The sequence below is a fragment of the Kribbella sp. NPDC048837 genome, from assembly GCF_055586945.1.
In genome coordinates this window covers 261298-278446 of the sequence record NZ_JBVJHF010000006.1, presented here as the reverse complement: position 1 = coordinate 278446, position 17149 = coordinate 261298, and the positions used below count along the sequence as shown (strand labels likewise).

General features: G+C 69.1%; 19 protein-coding genes. 12 read left to right on the top strand and 7 right to left on the bottom strand.

The annotated features are described in order from the left end of the window. The first annotated feature begins 29 nt into the window (after nt 1–29). Nucleotides 30–899, top strand: a complete 870-nt coding sequence (locus ACZ6O0_RS27930) for an alpha/beta fold hydrolase (RefSeq protein ID WP_465767949.1) — start codon at nt 30–32, stop codon at nt 897–899. Between the two features lie 5 nt (nt 900–904). On the opposite strand, the gene ACZ6O0_RS27925 is transcribed toward ACZ6O0_RS27930, so the two are convergent. From ACZ6O0_RS27925 to ACZ6O0_RS27910, 4 genes are read right to left on the bottom strand one after another with little or no spacing between them, the layout of a single operon-like run. Further along, the gene (locus ACZ6O0_RS27925) at nt 905–1780 is read right to left on the bottom strand and encodes a transglutaminase-like domain-containing protein (protein ID WP_465767948.1); all 876 of its coding nucleotides are present in this window, start codon (nt 1778–1780) and stop codon (nt 905–907) included. Then, nucleotides 1780–2604: a MerR family transcriptional regulator gene (locus ACZ6O0_RS27920; protein ID WP_465767947.1), complete on the bottom strand. Its 825-nt coding sequence runs from the start codon at nt 2602–2604 to the stop codon at nt 1780–1782. The genes ACZ6O0_RS27925 and ACZ6O0_RS27920 overlap by 1 nt, the downstream gene beginning before the upstream one ends. A gap of 40 nt (nt 2605–2644) precedes the next feature. Next, nucleotides 2645–3031, bottom strand: a complete 387-nt coding sequence (locus ACZ6O0_RS27915) for a hypothetical protein (protein WP_465767946.1) — start codon at nt 3029–3031, stop codon at nt 2645–2647. Continuing rightward, entirely contained in the window at nt 3028–3438 is a 411-nt protein-coding gene (locus ACZ6O0_RS27910; RefSeq protein WP_465767945.1) for a MarR family winged helix-turn-helix transcriptional regulator, read from the bottom strand. The genes ACZ6O0_RS27915 and ACZ6O0_RS27910 overlap by 4 nt, the downstream gene beginning before the upstream one ends. Nucleotides 3439–3549: 111 nt before the next feature. Here ACZ6O0_RS27910 and ACZ6O0_RS27905 point away from each other — a divergent pair, with 111 nt between their 5' ends. Next, a complete protein-coding gene (locus tag ACZ6O0_RS27905) occupies nt 3550–4143 on the top strand; it encodes a PadR family transcriptional regulator (protein ID WP_465767944.1) in 594 nt (197 codons plus the stop codon). 13 nt (nt 4144–4156) lie between these two features. Here the strand turns inward: ACZ6O0_RS27905 and ACZ6O0_RS27900 are convergent, their stop codons facing one another. Together ACZ6O0_RS27900 and glgX are read right to left on the bottom strand one after the other, a co-directional pair. Then, nucleotides 4157–4927 (bottom strand): SGNH/GDSL hydrolase family protein, encoded by a 771-nt coding sequence (locus ACZ6O0_RS27900; RefSeq protein WP_465767943.1) that lies wholly within the window; start codon nt 4925–4927, stop codon nt 4157–4159. Nucleotides 4928–4990: 63 nt separating this feature from the next. After that, the gene (gene glgX / locus ACZ6O0_RS27895; protein WP_465767942.1) at nt 4991–7087 is read right to left on the bottom strand and encodes a glycogen debranching protein GlgX; all 2097 of its coding nucleotides are present in this window, start codon (nt 7085–7087) and stop codon (nt 4991–4993) included. A gap of 146 nt (nt 7088–7233) precedes the next feature. Here glgX and ACZ6O0_RS27890 point away from each other — a divergent pair, with 146 nt between their 5' ends. Together ACZ6O0_RS27890 and ACZ6O0_RS27885 are read left to right on the top strand one after the other, a co-directional pair. Next, on the top strand, nt 7234–8256 hold the full coding sequence (locus tag ACZ6O0_RS27890; protein WP_465767941.1) for a Gfo/Idh/MocA family protein: 1023 nt from the start codon (nt 7234–7236) through the stop codon (nt 8254–8256). Continuing rightward, complete coding sequence (locus tag ACZ6O0_RS27885; RefSeq protein ID WP_465767940.1) at nt 8253–9296, top strand: Gfo/Idh/MocA family protein; 1044 nt, start codon at nt 8253–8255, stop codon at nt 9294–9296. The genes ACZ6O0_RS27890 and ACZ6O0_RS27885 overlap by 4 nt, the downstream gene beginning before the upstream one ends. Nucleotides 9297–9333: 37 nt before the next feature. Here the strand turns inward: ACZ6O0_RS27885 and ACZ6O0_RS27880 are convergent, their stop codons facing one another. After that, a complete protein-coding gene (locus ACZ6O0_RS27880) occupies nt 9334–9969 on the bottom strand; it encodes a GntR family transcriptional regulator (RefSeq protein WP_465767939.1) in 636 nt (211 codons plus the stop codon). Between the two features lie 208 nt (nt 9970–10177). Here ACZ6O0_RS27880 and ACZ6O0_RS27875 point away from each other — a divergent pair, with 208 nt between their 5' ends. From ACZ6O0_RS27875 to ACZ6O0_RS27840, 8 genes are read left to right on the top strand one after another with little or no spacing between them, the layout of a single operon-like run. Then, nucleotides 10178–11209, top strand: a complete 1032-nt coding sequence (locus ACZ6O0_RS27875; protein WP_465767938.1) for an ABC transporter substrate-binding protein — start codon at nt 10178–10180, stop codon at nt 11207–11209. Further along, a complete protein-coding gene (locus tag ACZ6O0_RS27870; RefSeq protein WP_465767937.1) occupies nt 11206–12162 on the top strand; it encodes an ABC transporter substrate-binding protein in 957 nt (318 codons plus the stop codon). Before ACZ6O0_RS27875 ends, ACZ6O0_RS27870 begins: the two co-directional genes overlap by 4 nt. Further along, complete coding sequence (locus tag ACZ6O0_RS27865; protein ID WP_465767936.1) at nt 12159–13007, top strand: amidohydrolase family protein; 849 nt, start codon at nt 12159–12161, stop codon at nt 13005–13007. The genes ACZ6O0_RS27870 and ACZ6O0_RS27865 overlap by 4 nt, the downstream gene beginning before the upstream one ends. Next, nucleotides 13004–13831 carry a substrate-binding domain-containing protein gene (locus ACZ6O0_RS27860; protein ID WP_465767935.1) on the top strand — a complete coding sequence of 276 codons (828 nt, stop codon included), beginning with the start codon at nt 13004–13006 and terminating at the stop codon, nt 13829–13831. The genes ACZ6O0_RS27865 and ACZ6O0_RS27860 overlap by 4 nt, the downstream gene beginning before the upstream one ends. Then, nucleotides 13828–14628 carry an ABC transporter ATP-binding protein gene (locus ACZ6O0_RS27855; RefSeq protein WP_465767934.1) on the top strand — a complete coding sequence of 267 codons (801 nt, stop codon included), beginning with the start codon at nt 13828–13830 and terminating at the stop codon, nt 14626–14628. The genes ACZ6O0_RS27860 and ACZ6O0_RS27855 overlap by 4 nt, the downstream gene beginning before the upstream one ends. Continuing rightward, nucleotides 14615–15445: an ABC transporter permease gene (locus tag ACZ6O0_RS27850; RefSeq protein WP_465767933.1), complete on the top strand. Its 831-nt coding sequence runs from the start codon at nt 14615–14617 to the stop codon at nt 15443–15445. The genes ACZ6O0_RS27855 and ACZ6O0_RS27850 overlap by 14 nt, the downstream gene beginning before the upstream one ends. Continuing rightward, nucleotides 15424–16455, top strand: coding sequence for an amidohydrolase family protein (locus ACZ6O0_RS27845; RefSeq protein ID WP_465767932.1), 1032 nt, complete (start codon nt 15424–15426; stop codon nt 16453–16455). Before ACZ6O0_RS27850 ends, ACZ6O0_RS27845 begins: the two co-directional genes overlap by 22 nt. After that, a complete protein-coding gene (locus ACZ6O0_RS27840; RefSeq protein WP_465767931.1) occupies nt 16445–17128 on the top strand; it encodes a 4-carboxy-4-hydroxy-2-oxoadipate aldolase/oxaloacetate decarboxylase in 684 nt (227 codons plus the stop codon). Before ACZ6O0_RS27845 ends, ACZ6O0_RS27840 begins: the two co-directional genes overlap by 11 nt. The last annotated feature ends 21 nt before the right edge of the window (nt 17129–17149 follow it).

The following is a 17149-nucleotide window of genomic DNA, read 5'->3' as shown; positions in this document are numbered from 1 at the left end:
CCGCTTTCGTGGGGTTCTAGGCTGCGGGCATGGAGATTGTGCGGCTGGCTGGTGGGCGGGAGCTGGAGTATTTGGTTGAGGGGCCGGCGGATGGGATGCCGCTGGTGTTTCATCACGGGACCCCGGGTGGTGCCGTGCGGCTCGCCCCTTTGGCTGAGGCTGCCGGGCGGCACGGGCTGCGGTTGGTCAGCCCGGGCCGGCCGGGGTACGGCGCGTCGACGCCTGACCCAGGGCGCTCGGTGGCTGACGTCGCCGCGGACATCGCCGGACTGCTGGATGTGATCGGTGCCGACCGGTTCCTGAGCGTCGGGGTGTCCGGTGGTGGGCCGCACTCGCTGGCTTGTGCCGCGCTGCTCCCGGGACGTTGTGTCGCGGCGGCCTCCATCGCCGGCGTCGGCCAGGCCGGCGCGGACGACCTCGACTTCGTGGCCGGCATGGGCGTGGAGAACATCGCCGAGTTCGGCGCCGCGTTCCAAGGGCCGGAAGTGCTCGAGCCGCTGATCGAAGAGGAGGCGAAGGGCCTGGCCGGTGCTGCCCCGTCAGACCTCGCCGCCGCCTTCGGTGACCTGGTCAGCGAGGTGGACAAGGCGGCAATGACCGGCCCGATCCTGGACTGGCTCGCCACGTCGGCCCGGCACGCCGTCTCCGAGAGCATCGCCGGCTGGCGTGACGACGACCTGGCCTTCGTCAAGGACTGGGGCTTCCGCCTCGATCAGATCACCACCCCGGTCGCGATCTGGCAGGGCGACCAGGACCGGATGGTCCCCGAGGCGCACGGCCATTGGCTGGCCAAGCACGTCTCGGGAGCCACCTTCCACTTCCAACCGGGGGAGGGCCACCTCTCCCTACTGAACTCCATCGACCGGGTCGTCGCGGATCTGGTGACCCAGCTCGACTGACCTCCCTAGGCCGGCTTCTGCAGGTCGATCCACGCGAACTGTCCGCCGGCCGCCGGGGACGTGACGAAGGAGCGGCCGGTGAAGGTCAGACCCGGGTCGGTGCGGTAGAGCTCGGCAAGTTCCTTGCCGGCCGCATCGTCTCCGTTGTCGGAGGCAACCATCAGGGTGGCGATCCGGTCGGTGAGGTCGACGTCGGCGTCGTCCAGGGTGCCGGACATCGCACCCCAGTTGTCCCAGAGCAGGAGCTCGTCGCCCTGCAGGTGGGCGAGCTGGAGGTGCACGTAGTTGCGGACGAACCAGCCGCCGCGGATCGGCATGCTCGGGTCGACGCCGAAGAGATCCGGGTCGAGGTCGCCGGAGCGGATGCCCAGCCAGGCGTCCGCGGCCGAGCGGAACAGACCGGCGGGCATGTCCTGGACGTCGAACGGGCGGTCCTCGGCCGGGTCCAGCTGGGCATCGACCATCACCCAGCGGTCGCCGTTCCAGTACTCCGCGACGACGTGATCGTGGTTGAACCCGGTGGTGAAGTAGCCGGCGAACCCGACCCGGCTGCGGGCCGGGATGCCCTTGTGCCGCAGGGCGGAGACGAACAGCAGCGTGTAGTCCCGGCAGCACCCGACAATCCGGTCGGCCGGCTCGCGGCGTACGGCGAGCGCCGTGCCGTTCCGCTTCTGGTCGGTCGTGAGCATCGCCGACACCCAGCGGTGGTCGATCTCGGCCAGCCGGTCGCCGGTGAACTCGATCCCGGCCTCGTTGTAGTGGTAGTGGATCACGAGACCGCGGGTCACCGCCGAGGTCCCGGCCACGTCGTCGGGCAATGCGTCGAACAGAGCGGCATGTACGCCGGGATCGCTGAACGAGGTCTGAATCGCGTAGTCCATCAGGGCTTCCTCTCGAGAAGGGGCACGGCGACGTCGACCGCCGGCTGGTCGCGTGGGATCAGGTGACAGTCGGGGAAGTAGACCTCCCGCGGCGGACCGGCATCCGGTACGCCGGACGACCGGACCCAGTCGTAGACCAGGTCGTAGGCGAGCATGATCCGCGGGTACGCGCACTCGTTCATCGTGATCGTGCAGTACGCCTCCCGGTGGGCCGGCTCGACCCGGATCCCGATCGGCCCGGACGGATCGACCAGACCGTCGAACGGCACGCACACCTCGACGGTCGCCTCGGCTTCCGGCGTCACCGATCCGTGGAAGATCACCCACGATCCGGCGGTCAATGTCGCGCCGGCGCTCCGCAGGTACGACGTGATCTCGTCGGTCGAGGTCACGATCACACCCACCAGCATCTGCTGGTCGGTGTCGGTCCGGATCGACGCGATCTTCGTCGCCGGTACGTCGCGGGTGAGCACCGGACGCGGCGTCAACCCGGGGGATCCGGACCGCGAGAGCCGGTCCCGCAGGTACTTCAGCGTCGCCCGCCGAGCCGCGGTGGTCGCTTCCTGCGCGGCCCACCACCGGTCCAGCCGGATCAGCGCCTCGTCGTCGGACACCGCGAGTACCTCGGCGATCGTGGTCAGCGGCATGTCCAGTTGCCGCATCACACTGATCCGCCGGGCTCGCTCCAGCTGCTCCTCGTCGTACAAGCGGTAGCCGTTGGCCGGGTCCACCTGGGCCGGCGGCAACAAACCGGACACGTCGTACAACCGCAGCGCCTTGTGCGAAAGCCCGGTCCGCCGCCCGAACTCACTGATCGTCAACACGCGACCATCAAACCCCCTGCCCTTGGGGCAAGGTAAAGCATCAGATCGGGAAGGCCTTCACATCGGGCTCGACCCAGCCCGTACGCGCGGCCTGCGAGGCCAGCGTGCGCGACGAGTAGAAGCGCGTCAGCAGCCGTTTGTCGAGCAGTCCCGGGTTGCGCCGTACCAACTCGTCGAAGCTCTCGTCCGGCGCCTCGGCCATGTGGTACGCCGTCAGCTCCACCCAGGCCCTGCTCACCGTCGCGTTGTACTTCTGCGGCACGCCCGCGTACCGAGCGGTCCGCTGGATCCCGTCGCTGACCAGCTCCACCGCGCCGGCCGTCCCACACCGCCGTACGGCGAGCCACGTCAGCCGCACGTGCTCTCGGTGCCCGAACCGCTCACCGGTCGCCATCACCTCACCCATCAGCTCGGCGAAGGTGCTCATACCGCCGCCAATGCGGTGAGCACCCGCCGAGCCTGGCCCAGGGCGCCGGCGGGCATCCCGGCCAGCGCTCGTTCCTCCACGGCAGCGAAGGCTCGCTGCACCTGTCCAGCACTCTTCACTCCAACCTCCGTCAGTGCGATCTCCACAGCCCGCCGATCACCCGGCCGCGCGGCCCGCGTGATGTGCCCCTTCTGCTCCAGCCGATCCAGTACGCCGGTCAGCGTCGTCGGCCGCACCCCGGCGGCGACCCCGAGCTCGGACACCGTCCGCGCCCGCCCGTCGGCCAGATTCGCCAGCACGTTGATCTCGGAGGCACTCAGGCCCAGCTCGGCCAGCTCCGTCCCCAGCACCTGCAACGTCACGTGCGTCGCTCGCTGCAGCACCACCAGCAACAACTCATTTTCCACGGATCCAGATTATCCGGATCCGTAGTATTTGACTACCGCAGAGGAGAGAGGTTGTATTCGGGACGGTAACGATATATCGTTAGTGTCATGAAATATATCGAGGAGGATACTATGAACACCCCCAACGAACTTCGAGGCCGCCGACGCGGCCACCACCACCCCCGGCGCGGCGGACCGCGCATGGGCGAAGGCATGCCGATGCACCGCGGACGCGGTGGCCGGGGTCCGGGACGCGGCGCAGGCCGCGGTCGCGCCCCGCGCGGCGATGTCCGAACGGCCGTCCTGATGCTGCTCGCCGAGGAGTCGATGCACGGCTACCAGTTGATGCAGGCCATCGCCGACCGCAGCGGCGGACGCTGGACCCCCAGCCCTGGCGCGATCTACCCGACCATCAACCAGCTGGAGGACGAGGGCCTGGTCACCGTGACCGCGGAGGCCGGCCGCAAGCTCGTCACCCTGACCGGCGCGGGCCGCGAGTATGTCGAGGGGCGTCGCGAGACGTCGGTCGACCCGTTCGCCGGATTCGCGAACGCCGAGCCCGCCAATGATCTGCGCGGACTGGTCGAGGAGTTGCACTCAGCAACTCGGCAGGTCGCCCGCAGTGGCTCGGAGGAGCAGCGCGCCGCGGCCGCCAAGATCCTGGCCGATGCCCGCCGCTCGCTCTACCTGCTGCTCGCCGACGGCCCGCAGACCCCCGACGCCTGACCGGCGACCTTGATCAGTGCGGCGCGACCGTTGCCGGCAAGGCGGCGAGCAAGGCGTCCGCGTGACGGCGGTACCCGAGGTTGTTCGGGTGGAAGCTGTCCGGCGCGAGCATGCCACGCCACGGCGGCCGGGCGTGCCGCGAGACCTCGGCCACCGGGAGACCGCGGGATGCCGCGGTGGTGCTGATCAGCTGGTTGATACCGGTGACGTAGGGGCTGACCGCGCCGCCGATCCGCCAGAGGCGGTCGGGGACGGTCAGGTCCATCACCACCGACGAGGACGGCAGTCGCTCGATCACCTGGCGCAGGTGGTCGCGGAACCGCTTCGGCGGAGTCGCGAGGATGTCGTTGTTGCCGATGCCGCACGTCACCAGCGCGGGCGTCAGCCCGTCGAGCAGTGGGAGCTGGTCCTCCAGCACGTGCCGGGTCTGCGCACCGGACCGCGACAGATTGAGCACCCGCCACGGAGTCCCCGGCCGGCGGAGTGCATTCAGCACCTGACCGACGTACCCGTGCAGTGGTGACGACGCGCCGAGTCCCTGCGCGGTCGAGTCACCGAGCACAACCCAGAGCGGCCCGTCGGCGGCGAGCGCCTTCTCGTTCTGCCGCGTCCAGAAGTCGGCATACGTCCGAGCTTGTACGTCGACGTACGCCACGCCGTCCACCCACCGCTGCAGCGCCAGCCGTGAACTCGTCCGCTCAGCTTCACCCCACCGCATGATCGCGCGATGCAGCGCCCCGATCGGCGTCGTCCGCTCACGCACCCCACGACGCAGCAAAAACATCGGTCCCCCCAGACGTGAACACCAGGTGACCAGTGAATGTACTGCAGGAAGGTTAACGACCCGTCAGAGTGCGCGGAGCAGCACCAGACACCGTGGGGCGAGGGGGACTGTGGCGCCGGCTTCTACTTCGGTGACCATGCTGTTGCTGGTGTCGAGGACTACCTCGTAGGCGGGGGCCCAGGAGGCGTCGGGGACGACGACCTGGCGGGTTTCGGGGGTGGCGTTGAGGGCGAGGAGGAAGGAGTTGTCGGTGAGGGCGTTGCCTTCGGCATCGGTTGCGCGGAGGGCGTCGCCGGCCAGGAACATGCCGATGGTCCGGAGGTTGCCGTCGTACCAGTCGGCGTCGGTCATCTCGCCGCCGTGCGGTGCGATCCAGGACAGGTCTTTCCGGCCGCCGGGGACGACGGGGCCGCCGGAGAAGTAGTGCCACTGGCGGAGGACGGGGTGCGCGGCGCGCAGTGCGATCAGCTTCTTGGTCAGCTCGAGGTGGTCGGACCAGGCGGCCGGTAGCGACCAGTCGAACCAGGAGAGCTCGCTGTCCTGGCAGTACGCGTTGTTGTTGCCGTGCTGTGTCCGTCCGCACTCGTCCCCGGCGGTGAGCATCGGTACGCCGGTCGACAGGATCAGCGTGGACATCAGGTTCGCCATCTGCCGCTTGCGCAACGCGATCACGCGTCGGTCGTCGGTCTCGCCCTCGAAGCCGCAGTTCCAGGACCGGTTGTCGTCGGTGCCGTCCCGATTGTCCTCGTGGTTGGCCTCGTTGTGCTTGTGGTCGTAGCTGACCAGGTCCCGCAGGGTGAACCCGTCGTGCGCGGTGACGAAGTTGATCGACGCGTACGGGTACCGCCCGTCGTCGCCGTACAGGTCGCTGGACCCGGACAGCCGGTAGGCGAGGTCCTTCACACCGTCGGAGGTGTTCCGCCAGACATCGCGGACGCTGTCGCGGAACTTCCCGTTCCACTCCGACCACGGCGTACCGAAGTTGCCGACCTGGTAGCCGAACGGGCCGACGTCCCACGGCTCGGCGATCAGCTTGACCCGGCCCAGCACGGGATCGGCGGCGACCTCGGCGAGGAACGGGTGGTCGGCCGTGTCGACCTCGTGCCGCTCGTTGCGGATCAGCGTCACGGCCAGGTCGAACCGGAACCCGTCGACCCCCATCTCCTCCACCCAGTACCGCAGCGAGTCCATGACGAGCCGGCGGACCCGGGGGTGCGAGGTGTCGACCGAGTTGCCGGTGCCGGTCACGTCGTACATCGCCGCGCCGTGCGCGAGCCGGTAGTACGCGCGGTTGTCGATGCCGCGGAAGCTCAGCGTCGGGCCGTCGAACCCGCCCTCGGCGGTGTGGTTGTAGACCACGTCGAGGATCACTTCGATGCCGGCGGCATGGAACGCGGCGACCATCGCCTTGAACTCCGCCACCTGCTCACCCCGCGAACCGGACGACGAGTACGGCGCGTGCGGCGCGAAGAACCCGAGGGTGTTGTAACCCCAGTAGTTCGGCAGGCCGCGGGCCGAGATCGAGGGCTCGGTGAGGAAGTGGTGGATCGGCAGCAACTCGACCGAGGTCACGCCGAGCTCGGTCAGATAGTTGATCACCGACGGATGCGACAGACCGGCGTACGTACCGCGCTGGTGCTCGGGTACGTCGGGATGCAGCTTGGTGAAGCCCTTCGTGTGGAGCTCGTAGATGACCGTCTCGCCCCAGTGCACGGGCCGGCTGATCGGCGGTGGCGGTTCGGAGTCGGCGACCACGACGCCGACCGGGACATGGCCGGCCGAGTCGCCGTCGGAGGAGTCGTAGATCAGCGGACTGGCGAAGTCCAGCGACCCGTCGACGGCCCGCGCGTACGGGTCGAGCAGGAGCTTGGACGGGTTGAAGCGGAGCCCGTGGGACGGGTCGAACGGACCGTGCACCCGGTACCCGTACCGCTGGCCGGCGCCGACGCCGGGGACGAAACCGGTCCAGAACTCACCGGTATGGGCCAGATCCAGGTTCCGCTGGCTGCCGTCGTCGGCGACCAGGGCCAGCTCCACCCGCTCGGCCGCCGGGGCCCAGAGCGTGAACGTCGTCCCATCGGTCTGGACCACTGCGCCCAACCGCGGTTCGATGTCGGGAGTCTGGCCGAGAGCACTCGGGGCGGCGGTCGCTTCGGTCACCGGCACATTCTGCACACCCGAGCCTAGGTTATCGATAAGGAAGGTGGTTATGTTCGTGAGACGGTAGTTGCGAACGTCTGTGCGCAGTGATACGCAAGGACCGTTACTAATTTTCCGGACTTCGGCAGCGCCGAGTAGGGGATCACATGTCGGAACAGTTGGCCGGTCTGACCGTCGGTCTGATCGGCGCGGGCAACATCGCCCACGTCCACGTCGCCGCGTGGAAGGCACTCGGCGCGCGGGTGCTGGTGCACTCGCTCGAGGGTGCCGAGGAGCTCGCCGAGCAGTACGGGCTGGAGGTCACGGCGTCCCTCGAGGGCTGCCTGGCCGAGGCCGAGTTCGTCGACATCGTCACACCGTCGCCGACGCACAAGGAGATCGCGCTGGCCGCGATCAAGGCGGGCAAGAACGTGATCTGCGAGAAGCCGCTGACCTTGACGGCAGCTGACTCGCACGAGGTCATCGACGCCGCGGCGGCCGCCGGCGTCCGGCTCTACCCGGCCCACGTGGTCCGGTACTTCCCGGCGTACAAGGCGGCGTACGACGCGATCCAGGCGGGCCGGATCGGCGAGGTGGCGGTCGCGCGGTTCTTCCGGCAGGCGTCGTCGCCGGCCGGCGCGGGGTGGTACCGCGACGTGGCCCACTCCGGCGGCGTGATCATGGACCTGATGGTCCACGACCTCGACCAGGCCCGGTGGCTGTGCGGCGAGGTCACCAGCGTGTACGCCGTCCAGAACCCGCCGACCGTGGACGGCATCAGCCCGGTCAACGTGGCGGCGCACGTGACGCTGACCCACGACACCGGCGCGATCAGCCACTGCCGGGCGACCTGGGGTGCGACGGGGACGACGTTCCAGTCCGGGTTCCAGGTGGCCGGATCGAGCGGCGTACTGAAGTTCACCTCCAACAGCGACCTGGGCTTCAGCGAGGAGCTGCAGGACGGTGGAGCGGGCGGTGACCTGCTGATCCCGGCCTCGACGCTGGGGGAAAGCCCCTATCTGACCCAGCTCCGTGAGCTTGCGATCGGTCTGCGCGGCGGACCGGAGCCGCGGGTGCTCGCCTCGGACGGCGCGACCGCCGTCTATCTGGCCGAAGCCGCGCGGGCCTCGATGGAGTCCGGCCGCGCGGTCGACATGAAGACGTTCGTCACGACGGGAGCAGTGGCATGAGCCTGAAGGTCGCGATCGCTTCGTTCGCGCACACCCACGCCGCGTCGTACGCCTACCTGCTGGGCTCGATGCCGGACGTCGAGGTGCTGTCCGCCGACCCCGACGGTGCGGCCGCGCCCGACGCCGGTCCGCGCGGTGCCGCCTTCGCCGAGCGCCTCGGCATCCCGTACGTCGACTCGTACGACGAGCTGTTCGCCTGGGGACCGGATGCCGTCGTGGTGACGTCGGAGAACGCCGGTCACCGCGCACTGGTCGAGCGGGCGGCCTCCGTCGGTGCGCACGTGCTCTGTGAGAAGCCTCTGGCCACAGAGGTCGAGGACGGCGAGGCGATGCTGGCTGCGTGTGAGGCGGCCGGGTCGATCCTGATGATCGCGTATCCGGTCCGTTTCGCGCCGTCGTACCTGCGGCTGCGGGCCATGGTCGAGGCCGGCCGGCTCGGCGACGTGTTCGCCGTCCTCGGGACGAACAACGGGAAGATCCCGTACGACCAGCGCCAGTGGTTCACCGACGCGAAGCAGGCCGGTGGGGGCGCGCTCGTCGACCACACCGTGCACTGTGCCGACCTGATCGACGGTCTGACCGGTGGTGCGTCCGCGACACGTGTGTACGCCGCGGCCAACCACGTGCTGCACCAGGACAAGGGTGTCGCCGTGGAGACCGGTGGGCTGGTGACGGTCAACTACGACAACGGGCTGCTGGCAACCATCGACTGCTCGTGGAGCGTGCCGGACAACGGACCGACCTGGGGTGGCGTCTCGCTGCAGGTCACCGGGACCAACGGATCGGTGGAGATCGAGCCGTTCCTGCCGCACGTGGGCGGCACGGATGCGTCCGGCGAGGTCTTCCTGCCGATCGGCGGCAACCTGGACGAGTCGCTGCTCGCCACGTTCCTGGCCGCGGTCCGGGAGTCGGGCCCGGCGAAGCCCGGTACGACGCCTGCCGTCGTGCCGCAGCCGGACGGCGCGGTCGGTCTCCGCACCCTCCGCATCGTCGACGCCGCCCGCCGCTCGGCGGTGTCGGGTCAAGCCGTAGAACTCTGACAAGCGTGCCGGTCGCCCCAGGGCGACCGGCACCGCTTCAGGATCGCTGCGTCGCGGCCATCAGATGCTCGATGACGTCGCTCAGATGCTCCGTCATCGCCGCGCTGGCCGCGGCAGGATCGCGGTCGGCGATCGCCTTGATGATCCGCAGGTGGGCCTCGAGTGACGTCTGCGCGCGGCGGGGGAGCCGGGTCATCCGGAAGTGGTGCCGGATGTTCAGCACCCGCAGCCGCTCGATGATCAGGGTCGCCGTCTGCTGACCGCTGAGCTCCCGGATCATCCGGTGCAGCGCGTCGTCCAGCTCGGCGTACTCCAGGTCGTCCCCGTCGGCGACGGCGCGCGTCATCCGGTCGCCCAGCGCGGTCAGGTCCACGACGCCCTGATCGGTGATCCGGGACGCCGCCTTTCCCGCGCACAGCGACTCCAGCACCATCCGCGCCTCGGTCACCTCGATGGCCTCTTCCAGCGACAGCGTCCGCACCCGCGAGCCGCGCTGCGGGATCCGCTCGACCAGTCCCTCCGCCGACAGGTCCAGCAGGGCCGCGCGCACGCCGCTGCGGACCACGCCGTACTGCTCGGCCAGGTCCGCCTCGACCAGTCGCTGTCCGGGCGCCAGCCGGCCGGACGCGATGTCCTCGCGGACCGCGTCCCGGACGTACTCCTGCCCGGCCATCCCGCCGCGTTCCAGGGTCTTCTTCGCGCTGATGGTCGTCCTCCCGTCTCGTATCTCAGCCCAGTGTGACGGCTGATCGGTCCCGAACCGTCACCAGAAAGTGTAGACGAAAATGTTGACATTTTTGTCGACACATTTCTAGGATCCCGAACCAACAGCCCTCGCCCCGGGCGCCACTGGCTCTTCCCGAACCCACCGGAGAACGACCATGTCCAAGGCACTCCCCGACCACTTCGCCCGCCCGTCGCGCCGGACCGTGCTCAAGCTCGGCGCGCTCGCGTCCGTGGCCGGCCTGACCGGCTGCGGCCCGAACGCCGGCGCCGCCGGTGACGCCAAGTCCGTCACGATCGTCAACACCGGCTCGAACAGCACGCTCGTGCTGCAGGAACTGCTGCAGGCCCAGAACTACTTCAGTACCGTCGACCTGACCGCGAAGACCCAGAACGTCTCCGACGGCTCCAAGCTGATCGCCAGCCTGCTCAACGGCAGCAACGACCTCACGCTGCTGTCCGGCTTCGGCCAGGTGCTGCCGGCGATCGAGAAGGGCGCCAAGCTCAAGATCGTCTCCGGCTCCGGCCTGCTGCTGGCCCACGCGGTCTACGCCAAGTCCGAGTCGATCAAGTCCGCCGAGGACCTGGTCGGCAAGACGATCGGCACCGGCCCGGTCGGTGCCCTGCTGCACCAGATCATGATCGCGTTCCTGGCCAAGAACGGGATCAAGCCGGAGCAGGTCAAGTTCGTCAACATCGGCTCCAGTGCGGACGTGTTCAAGGCGATCGCCGCCGGCAAGGTGGATGCCGGCCCGTCGCTGGTCGACGTGTACGACGAGCAGGACAAGTTCGGCGTCCACGCGATCGCGGAACTGTGGAAGGAACTGCCGGAGTACACCTACCAGGGCGCGTACACCTCGGACACCGCGATCTCGAAGCGCCGCGACGTCCTGGTCCGCAGCCTGGCGGCGTACGCGAAGCTGTTCCGGTACATCTCCTCGCCGGAGTCCAAGGACGCCTACCTGAAGGCGTACCAGAAGGCCGTGCCGAACAGCGATCCCAAGGAAGCCGGATCGCTGTGGAACTTCGCCCAGCAGCCCGGTGCGTACGCCGTCGACCTGGTCCTCGACGAGAAGCGGCTGACGTACATGCAGGAGCTGAACGTCGCGCAGGGCGTGCAGTCCAAGGTGCTGCCGTTCGACCAGGTCGCCGACATGTCGATCGCGTCCGACGCGGTGAAGCTGCTGTGACCGGTCTCGCGCTCCGGGCGGCGATCGGCCGTTACGGGCACACCGAGGACCTGCTGAACGGCCGCATCCTGGTGGACGGCTGCACCCTCGAACCGGTCGAGTTCGCGTCGATGATCACGGCGTACCGGCGGATGGTCCGGTCGGTCGAGTTCGATGTCTGCGAGCTCGCCCCGACGACGTACCTGATCGCGCGTGCACTGGGTGCGCCGTACGTCGCTCTGCCGATCTTCCTCAGCCGGCGCTTCCACCACGAGGGCCTCGTGGTCCGCAAGGGCGCCGGGATCGAGCGGCCGACCGATCTCCACGGCCGGCGGGTCGGAGTCCGCGCGTACTCCGTGACGAGCGCGGTGTGGACACGCGGTGTCCTGCAGGACGAGTACGGCGTGGATCCGGCGGAGATCGAGTGGATCGTCGACGACGACGAACACGTCGAGTCGTTGGTCCTGCCATCGAACGTACGCCGTCCCGGGCCGAAGCTGGTCGACCTGTTCCGGCAGGGCGAGCTGGACGCCGCGTTCACCCGAGGCGCCGGGATCGGCGACCCGAAGGTGACGCTGGTGTCGGGGTATCACGAGCTGCTCGCCGAGGCGGAGAGCCTGGCGGCCGACTGGTACCGGCGGACCGGCATCTACCCGATCCATGGCGTCGTGGTGGTCCGCGAGCAGCTCCTGAACGACCATCCCTGGCTGGCGGGGTCGCTCCTGCAGGCCTTCCAGGACAGCCGATCGAGCTACCTGCACCGGCTCGGCGGTCCGGCCGCGAGCGCGCCGGAGGATCTTCGCTACCAACGCCTGGCGGAGATCGTCGGCAACCCGCTGCCGTACGGACTGCACGCCAACCAGGACTCGATCGGCGCACTGATCGACTACTCGCGCCGCCAGGGTCTCGTGCCGGCGGATGTCCCCACAGACCGCTTCTTTCCTGATCTCCTCCCAGTGAAGGACTTTCGATGACCATTGACGCGCACTGCCACGTGATCGCGGTGGACCGCGACCGGTACCCGCGCAACCCACTGGGCGGCGTGGAGTCTGCTTGGTCGCAACAGCGGCCGGTCGGCGCCAAGGAACTGATCGCTGCGATGGACGAGGCCGGTATCGACCGAGCCATCGTGGTGCAGGCATCCACGGCCTACGGGCACGACAACAGCTATGTGGCCGACTCCGTTGAGCAGTACTCGGACCGGTTCGCCGGTGTGTTCTCCGTGGACATGCTTGCCCCCGACGCACCGGAGCAACTGGCGCACTGGGTGTCCCGCGGACTGCAGGGCGCCCGCCTGTTCACCACCGGCAGCACCATGCCCGGTCAGGCGTCGTGGCTGTCCGATCCGCGGCTGCACCCCGCGTGGGCGTGGGCCGAGGAGAACAACCTCCCGCTCTGCCTGCAGATGCGTCCGGAAGGCATTCCGGCTCTGCGTGACCTGCTGGACCGCTTCCCGGGCGTCAAGGTGCTGCTCGACCACGCGGCCCGACCCGATCTCACCGGGGGAGCGCCGTACGACGAAGCCCGGGAGCTCTTCGACCTGGCGCAGTACGACGGTGTGTACCTCAAGCTCACCGAGCGGACGCTGGTGTCGGCGACGAAGACCCCGGCCGACCCCGAGTCGTTCCTGGGTCGGCTGCTGCTCGACTTCGGCGCCGAGCGGCTGATGTGGGGATCGAACTACCCGGCCGCGGAGGACGACCTGCCCACGCTGTACGAGCGCAGCCGCGACATCCTCTCGATCCTGCCCGCGGCGGCCCGCGAGCAGATCTTCACCGGTACGGCGGACCGCCTGTACCCGGTCCGGACCGGCTCGTGAAGGCCGTACTGGCGGACTACCCCCACGTCCGCGCGCTGAAGGAGCGGTCCGCGTTCGACTTCGTCGAGGTGGACCCGGTGCACAAGGCGTTCGCGGCGATGGTCCGCGAGCAGGCGTACGACGTGTGCGAGATGGCGATCGTGACCTACCTGCAGGCTCGGGCCGAGGGGAAGCCGTTGCTCCTGCTGCCCGTCGTCCTGCGGTCGCGGTTCCAGCACGACCACATCGTCTGCCGCGCCGGCGACCCGCTCGACGTGAGCGATCTGGCCGGCAAGCGGATCGGCGTCCGGACCTACGCCCAGACCACCGGCCTGTGGTTGCGCGGCATCCTCGGCGACGAGTACGGCGTACCGCTCGACAAGGTCCAGTGGGTCAGCATCGAGGACGGCCACCTCGCCGAGTACGCCGATCCGCCGCAGGTGGAGCGTGCTCCGGTGGGCTCCAAGCTGATCGACCTGCTCCACGCCGGCGAGTTGGACGCGGTGATCATGGGCAACGACCTCCCCGACGACCCGCGGCTGCGTCCGCTGATCCCGGACGCGAAGGCGGCCGCGCGCGGCTGGTACGAGCGCACGCACGCCGTCCCGATCAACCACATGGTGGTGATCCGGGCCGAGCTCGCCGACCGGCGCGAGGAGCTGACCCAGATGTTCGCCGAGGCCAAGCAGGACGCCGCCGCCGGCTCCATCGACATGACCCCGATCGGCCTGGAGGCCAACCGGGCCGCTCTCGAACTCATCACCCGCTACGCCCACGAGCAGGGGCTGGTCTCGCACCGGCTCGCCGTGGACGACCTGTTCTCGCTGAGAGGAGCCGGATCATGATCGACGCTCCGGAGAAGTTGCGCGTCGAAGGACTGAGCAAGACCTTTCAGACCAACCGCAAGGCGCACACCGTGCTGCACGGGCTGTCGTTCGGGGTCGCCGAAGGCGAGTTCGTCAGCCTGATCGGCGAGAGCGGGTGCGGCAAGACCACCGTGCTGCGGATCGTCCAGGGCCTGCTCGGCGCCGACGCCGGCCAGGTGGTTGTCGACGGCAACGTCGTGAGCGGGCCCGGCCGTGATCGCGGGCTGGTGTTCCAGCAGGCCAACCTGCTGCCGTGGCGGACCGCCCGCCGCAACGTGGAGTTCGGCCTCGAGCTGCAGGGCCAGTCCCGGTCCCAGCGGTCCGCGCGGGCGGGCGAACTGCTCGACCTGGTCGGGCTCGGCGGATTCGCCGACCACTACCCGCACCAGATGTCCGGCGGCATGCAGCAGCGCATCGGCCTGGCCCGGGCGCTGGCCATCGACCCCGCCGTACTGCTGATGGACGAACCGTTCAGCGCGCTCGACGCGCAGACCCGCGAGGTCCTGCAGAAGGAGCTGCTGCGGATCCACGCGGAGACCCGCAAGACGGTCCTGTTCGTCACCCACGACCTGGACGAGGCGCTGTACCTGAGTGACCGGGTGGTGATCCTGGCCGCGAACCCGGGGCGGGTCAAGCAGGTCATCGACATCCCCTTCGAGCGGCCGCGGGCGGAGCTGACCGAGCTGCGCGGGTTGCCGGAGTTCCAGCAGTTGCGCAGCCAGGTCTGGCAGCTGATCCGCTCGACGAACGCAGGGAGCGACCGTGTCCAGGACTGAAGTGCAAGCCCGGGTGGCTGTGGTCTCGACGGCCGATGTGGAGCCTGTGGACCAGCTGGGGCGGGCCCGGCGGAAGTACCGGGTGATCCGGTTCGTCTCGATCGTCGTGGTGCTGGGGGCCTGGGAGCTCGTCGGTCGCCAGATCGATCCGCTCTTCATGTCGTACCCGAGTGCGGTCGCGGAGGCCGCCGTACGACTGACCAGGACCGGTGAGTTGCCGACCGCTCTGGTCAGCAGTCTCACCACGCTGGCGCTGGGCTTCGCGATTGCCGCCGTACTGGGTGTGCTGGCCGGGCTGGTGATCGGCCGCTACCGCACGGTCGAGGTGGCGACCGACTGGCTGGTCAACGCGCTCTACGCGACGCCCCTGGTGGCCGTCGTACCGCTGGTCATCCTGTGGTTCGGTCTGGGCTTCGGCGCGAAGCTGTTCGTGGTGGTGCTGCTCGCGATCTTCCCGATCCTGATCAACACGGCCAGCGGGGTGCGGAACGTGCCGCCGGCGCTGATCGACGTCGGCACCGGGTTCGCGGCGAGTGAGTGGCAGGTGTTCACCAAGGTGATCCTGCCCGCGTCGCTGCCGTACACGATGACCGGTCTGCGGCTCGGTGTCGGCCGCGCGATCATCGGCATGGTGGTGGCCGAGTTCTTCACCGCGATCACCGGGCTCGGTGCCCTCGTGGTCAAGTACGGCAACCAGTTCGACACCGCCTCGATGCTGGTCCCGGTGCTGGTGCTGATGGTGCTCGGCGTCGGACTGACCGCGGGGCTGCGGCAGGCCGAGGCGCGGATCGCTCCGTGGAAGGCAGACGAGCGGTGATCATCGACATCCACGGCCACTACACGACGGCCCCGGCGGCGCTGAACGCCTACCGGGGCCGGCAGATGGCCCTGCAGAACAAGCCGGTCCGCGGTTCGCTGTCGATCACCGACGATCAGCTCCGCGCTTCCCTCGCCGGGCACCTCGAACAGATGGGTGCCCGTGGCATCGACGCACTGTTGTTCTCGCCGCGCGCGTCGGCGATGGGGCACGACGTCGGCGACGAGACGATCAGCCGGCACTGGACCGAGATCAACAACGACCTGATCGCGCGAGTGGCCGGCTTGTACCCCGGCCAGTTCGTGCCGGTCGCCCAGTTGCCGCAGAGCCCCGGCGCCGGGCTGGACGGCGTACTGCGGGAACTGCGCCGGACTGTCGAGGAACTCGGGTTCGTCGGATGCCTGATCAACCCGGACGTGTCCGGCGGGCTGCAGCCGTTCACACCGTCGCTGGGGGACCGGTGGTGGTACCCGCTCTGGGAGGCCATGGTCGATCTGGACGTGCCCGGCATGATCCACGCCAGCTCGACCCGCAATCCGGCACTGCACCTCAACGGATCGCACTACATCGCGCAGCACTACGCCGCTGTGGTCGAGCTGTGCTCGTCCGCGGTCTTCACCGACTTCCCGACGCTGCGGCTGATCGTGCCGCACGGCGGCGGTGGCATCCCGTTCCACTTCAACCGCAGCCGCGCACTGCACGTGGCTGAGTCGCTGCCGCCGTTCGAGGACGCAGTCCGCAACCTCTACTTCGACACCGCCGTGTACGACGCCGACTCGCTGGCGATGCTGGTCCGCAAGATCGGCCCGGACAACGTGCTGTTCGGCTCGGAGATGTTCGGTACGGCGAAGACGCGGGACGCGGCCACCGGCCGGTTCTTCGACGACATCCTCGGTGACCTCGACGGACTCGGTCTGGAGCCGTCCGACCTGACCAAGATCCTGTCCGGCAACGCGCTCCGCCTGTTCCCGCGGGCCGCGGCGCATCTGGGAGCAGCCCGTGTCCAGTAGCCCCACCGTCGTACGCCGGATCACCCGGCCGGATCCCGAGATCGTCAAGGCGGCAGCGCAGTACGGCGTCGCCACACTGCACGAGGCGAACCTCCGGCGCGGACTGATGCTGGACATCCACCCCGTCGTACCGGGCACCCGCGTGTGCGGTCCTGCGGTGACCTCGCTCAACCACGCGGGTGACAACCTGATGCTGCACGCTGCTGTGGAGGTGTGTGAGCCAGGGGACGTGCTGGTGGTCGCCACGCTGAGTCCCTCGACGCATGGGATGTTCGGTGAGTTGCTGGCGACGCAGTGCCAGGCTCAGGGCATCGCAGGCGTCGTACTGGACGCGGGCGTGCGCGACAAGCGGGATCTGCAGGAGATGTCGTTCCCGGTGTGGTCGCGGGCGGTGAGCGCCGCGGGCACGGTCAAGGCGACGCCGGGGTGGGTCAATACGCCGGTGGTCTGCGGGAGTGCGACCGTGAACCCGGGTGACCTGGTGATCGCCGACGACGACGGAGCGATGGTGATTCCCCGCGCCGAGGTCGCCGCGGCGGTCGAGGCCGCCAGGGTCCGCGAGGACCGGGAGGCGGCGAACCGAGCCCGCTTCCAGGCGGGCGAGCTGAGTCTCGACGTCAGCAACCTGCGTCCGCTGCTGGAGCGGCTCGGGGTGACCTACACCGACGCCTGATGACCCGGATCCTCCACTTGT

Excerpts from the sequence above, each read along its gene's own strand:
- ACZ6O0_RS27930 (WP_465767949.1), top strand. The coding sequence starts at position 30 with ATGGAGATTGTGCGGCTGGCTGGTGGGCGGGAGCTGGAGTATTTGGTT.
- ACZ6O0_RS27865 (WP_465767936.1), top strand. The coding sequence starts at position 12,159 with ATGACCATTGACGCGCACTGCCACGTGATCGCGGTGGACCGCGACCGG.
- ACZ6O0_RS27890 (WP_465767941.1), top strand. The coding sequence starts at position 7,234 with ATGTCGGAACAGTTGGCCGGTCTGACCGTCGGTCTGATCGGCGCGGGC.
- ACZ6O0_RS27900 (WP_465767943.1), bottom strand. The coding sequence starts at position 4,927 with ATGTTTTTGCTGCGTCGTGGGGTGCGTGAGCGGACGACGCCGATCGGG.
- ACZ6O0_RS27925 (WP_465767948.1), bottom strand. The coding sequence starts at position 1,780 with ATGGACTACGCGATTCAGACCTCGTTCAGCGATCCCGGCGTACATGCC.
- ACZ6O0_RS27915 (WP_465767946.1), bottom strand. The coding sequence starts at position 3,031 with ATGAGCACCTTCGCCGAGCTGATGGGTGAGGTGATGGCGACCGGTGAG.
- ACZ6O0_RS27905 (WP_465767944.1), top strand. The coding sequence starts at position 3,550 with ATGAACACCCCCAACGAACTTCGAGGCCGCCGACGCGGCCACCACCAC.
- ACZ6O0_RS27855 (WP_465767934.1), top strand. The coding sequence starts at position 13,828 with ATGATCGACGCTCCGGAGAAGTTGCGCGTCGAAGGACTGAGCAAGACC.
- ACZ6O0_RS27885 (WP_465767940.1), top strand. The coding sequence starts at position 8,253 with ATGAGCCTGAAGGTCGCGATCGCTTCGTTCGCGCACACCCACGCCGCG.
- ACZ6O0_RS27875 (WP_465767938.1), top strand. The coding sequence starts at position 10,178 with ATGTCCAAGGCACTCCCCGACCACTTCGCCCGCCCGTCGCGCCGGACC.
- ACZ6O0_RS27880 (WP_465767939.1), bottom strand. The coding sequence starts at position 9,969 with ATGGCCGGGCAGGAGTACGTCCGGGACGCGGTCCGCGAGGACATCGCG.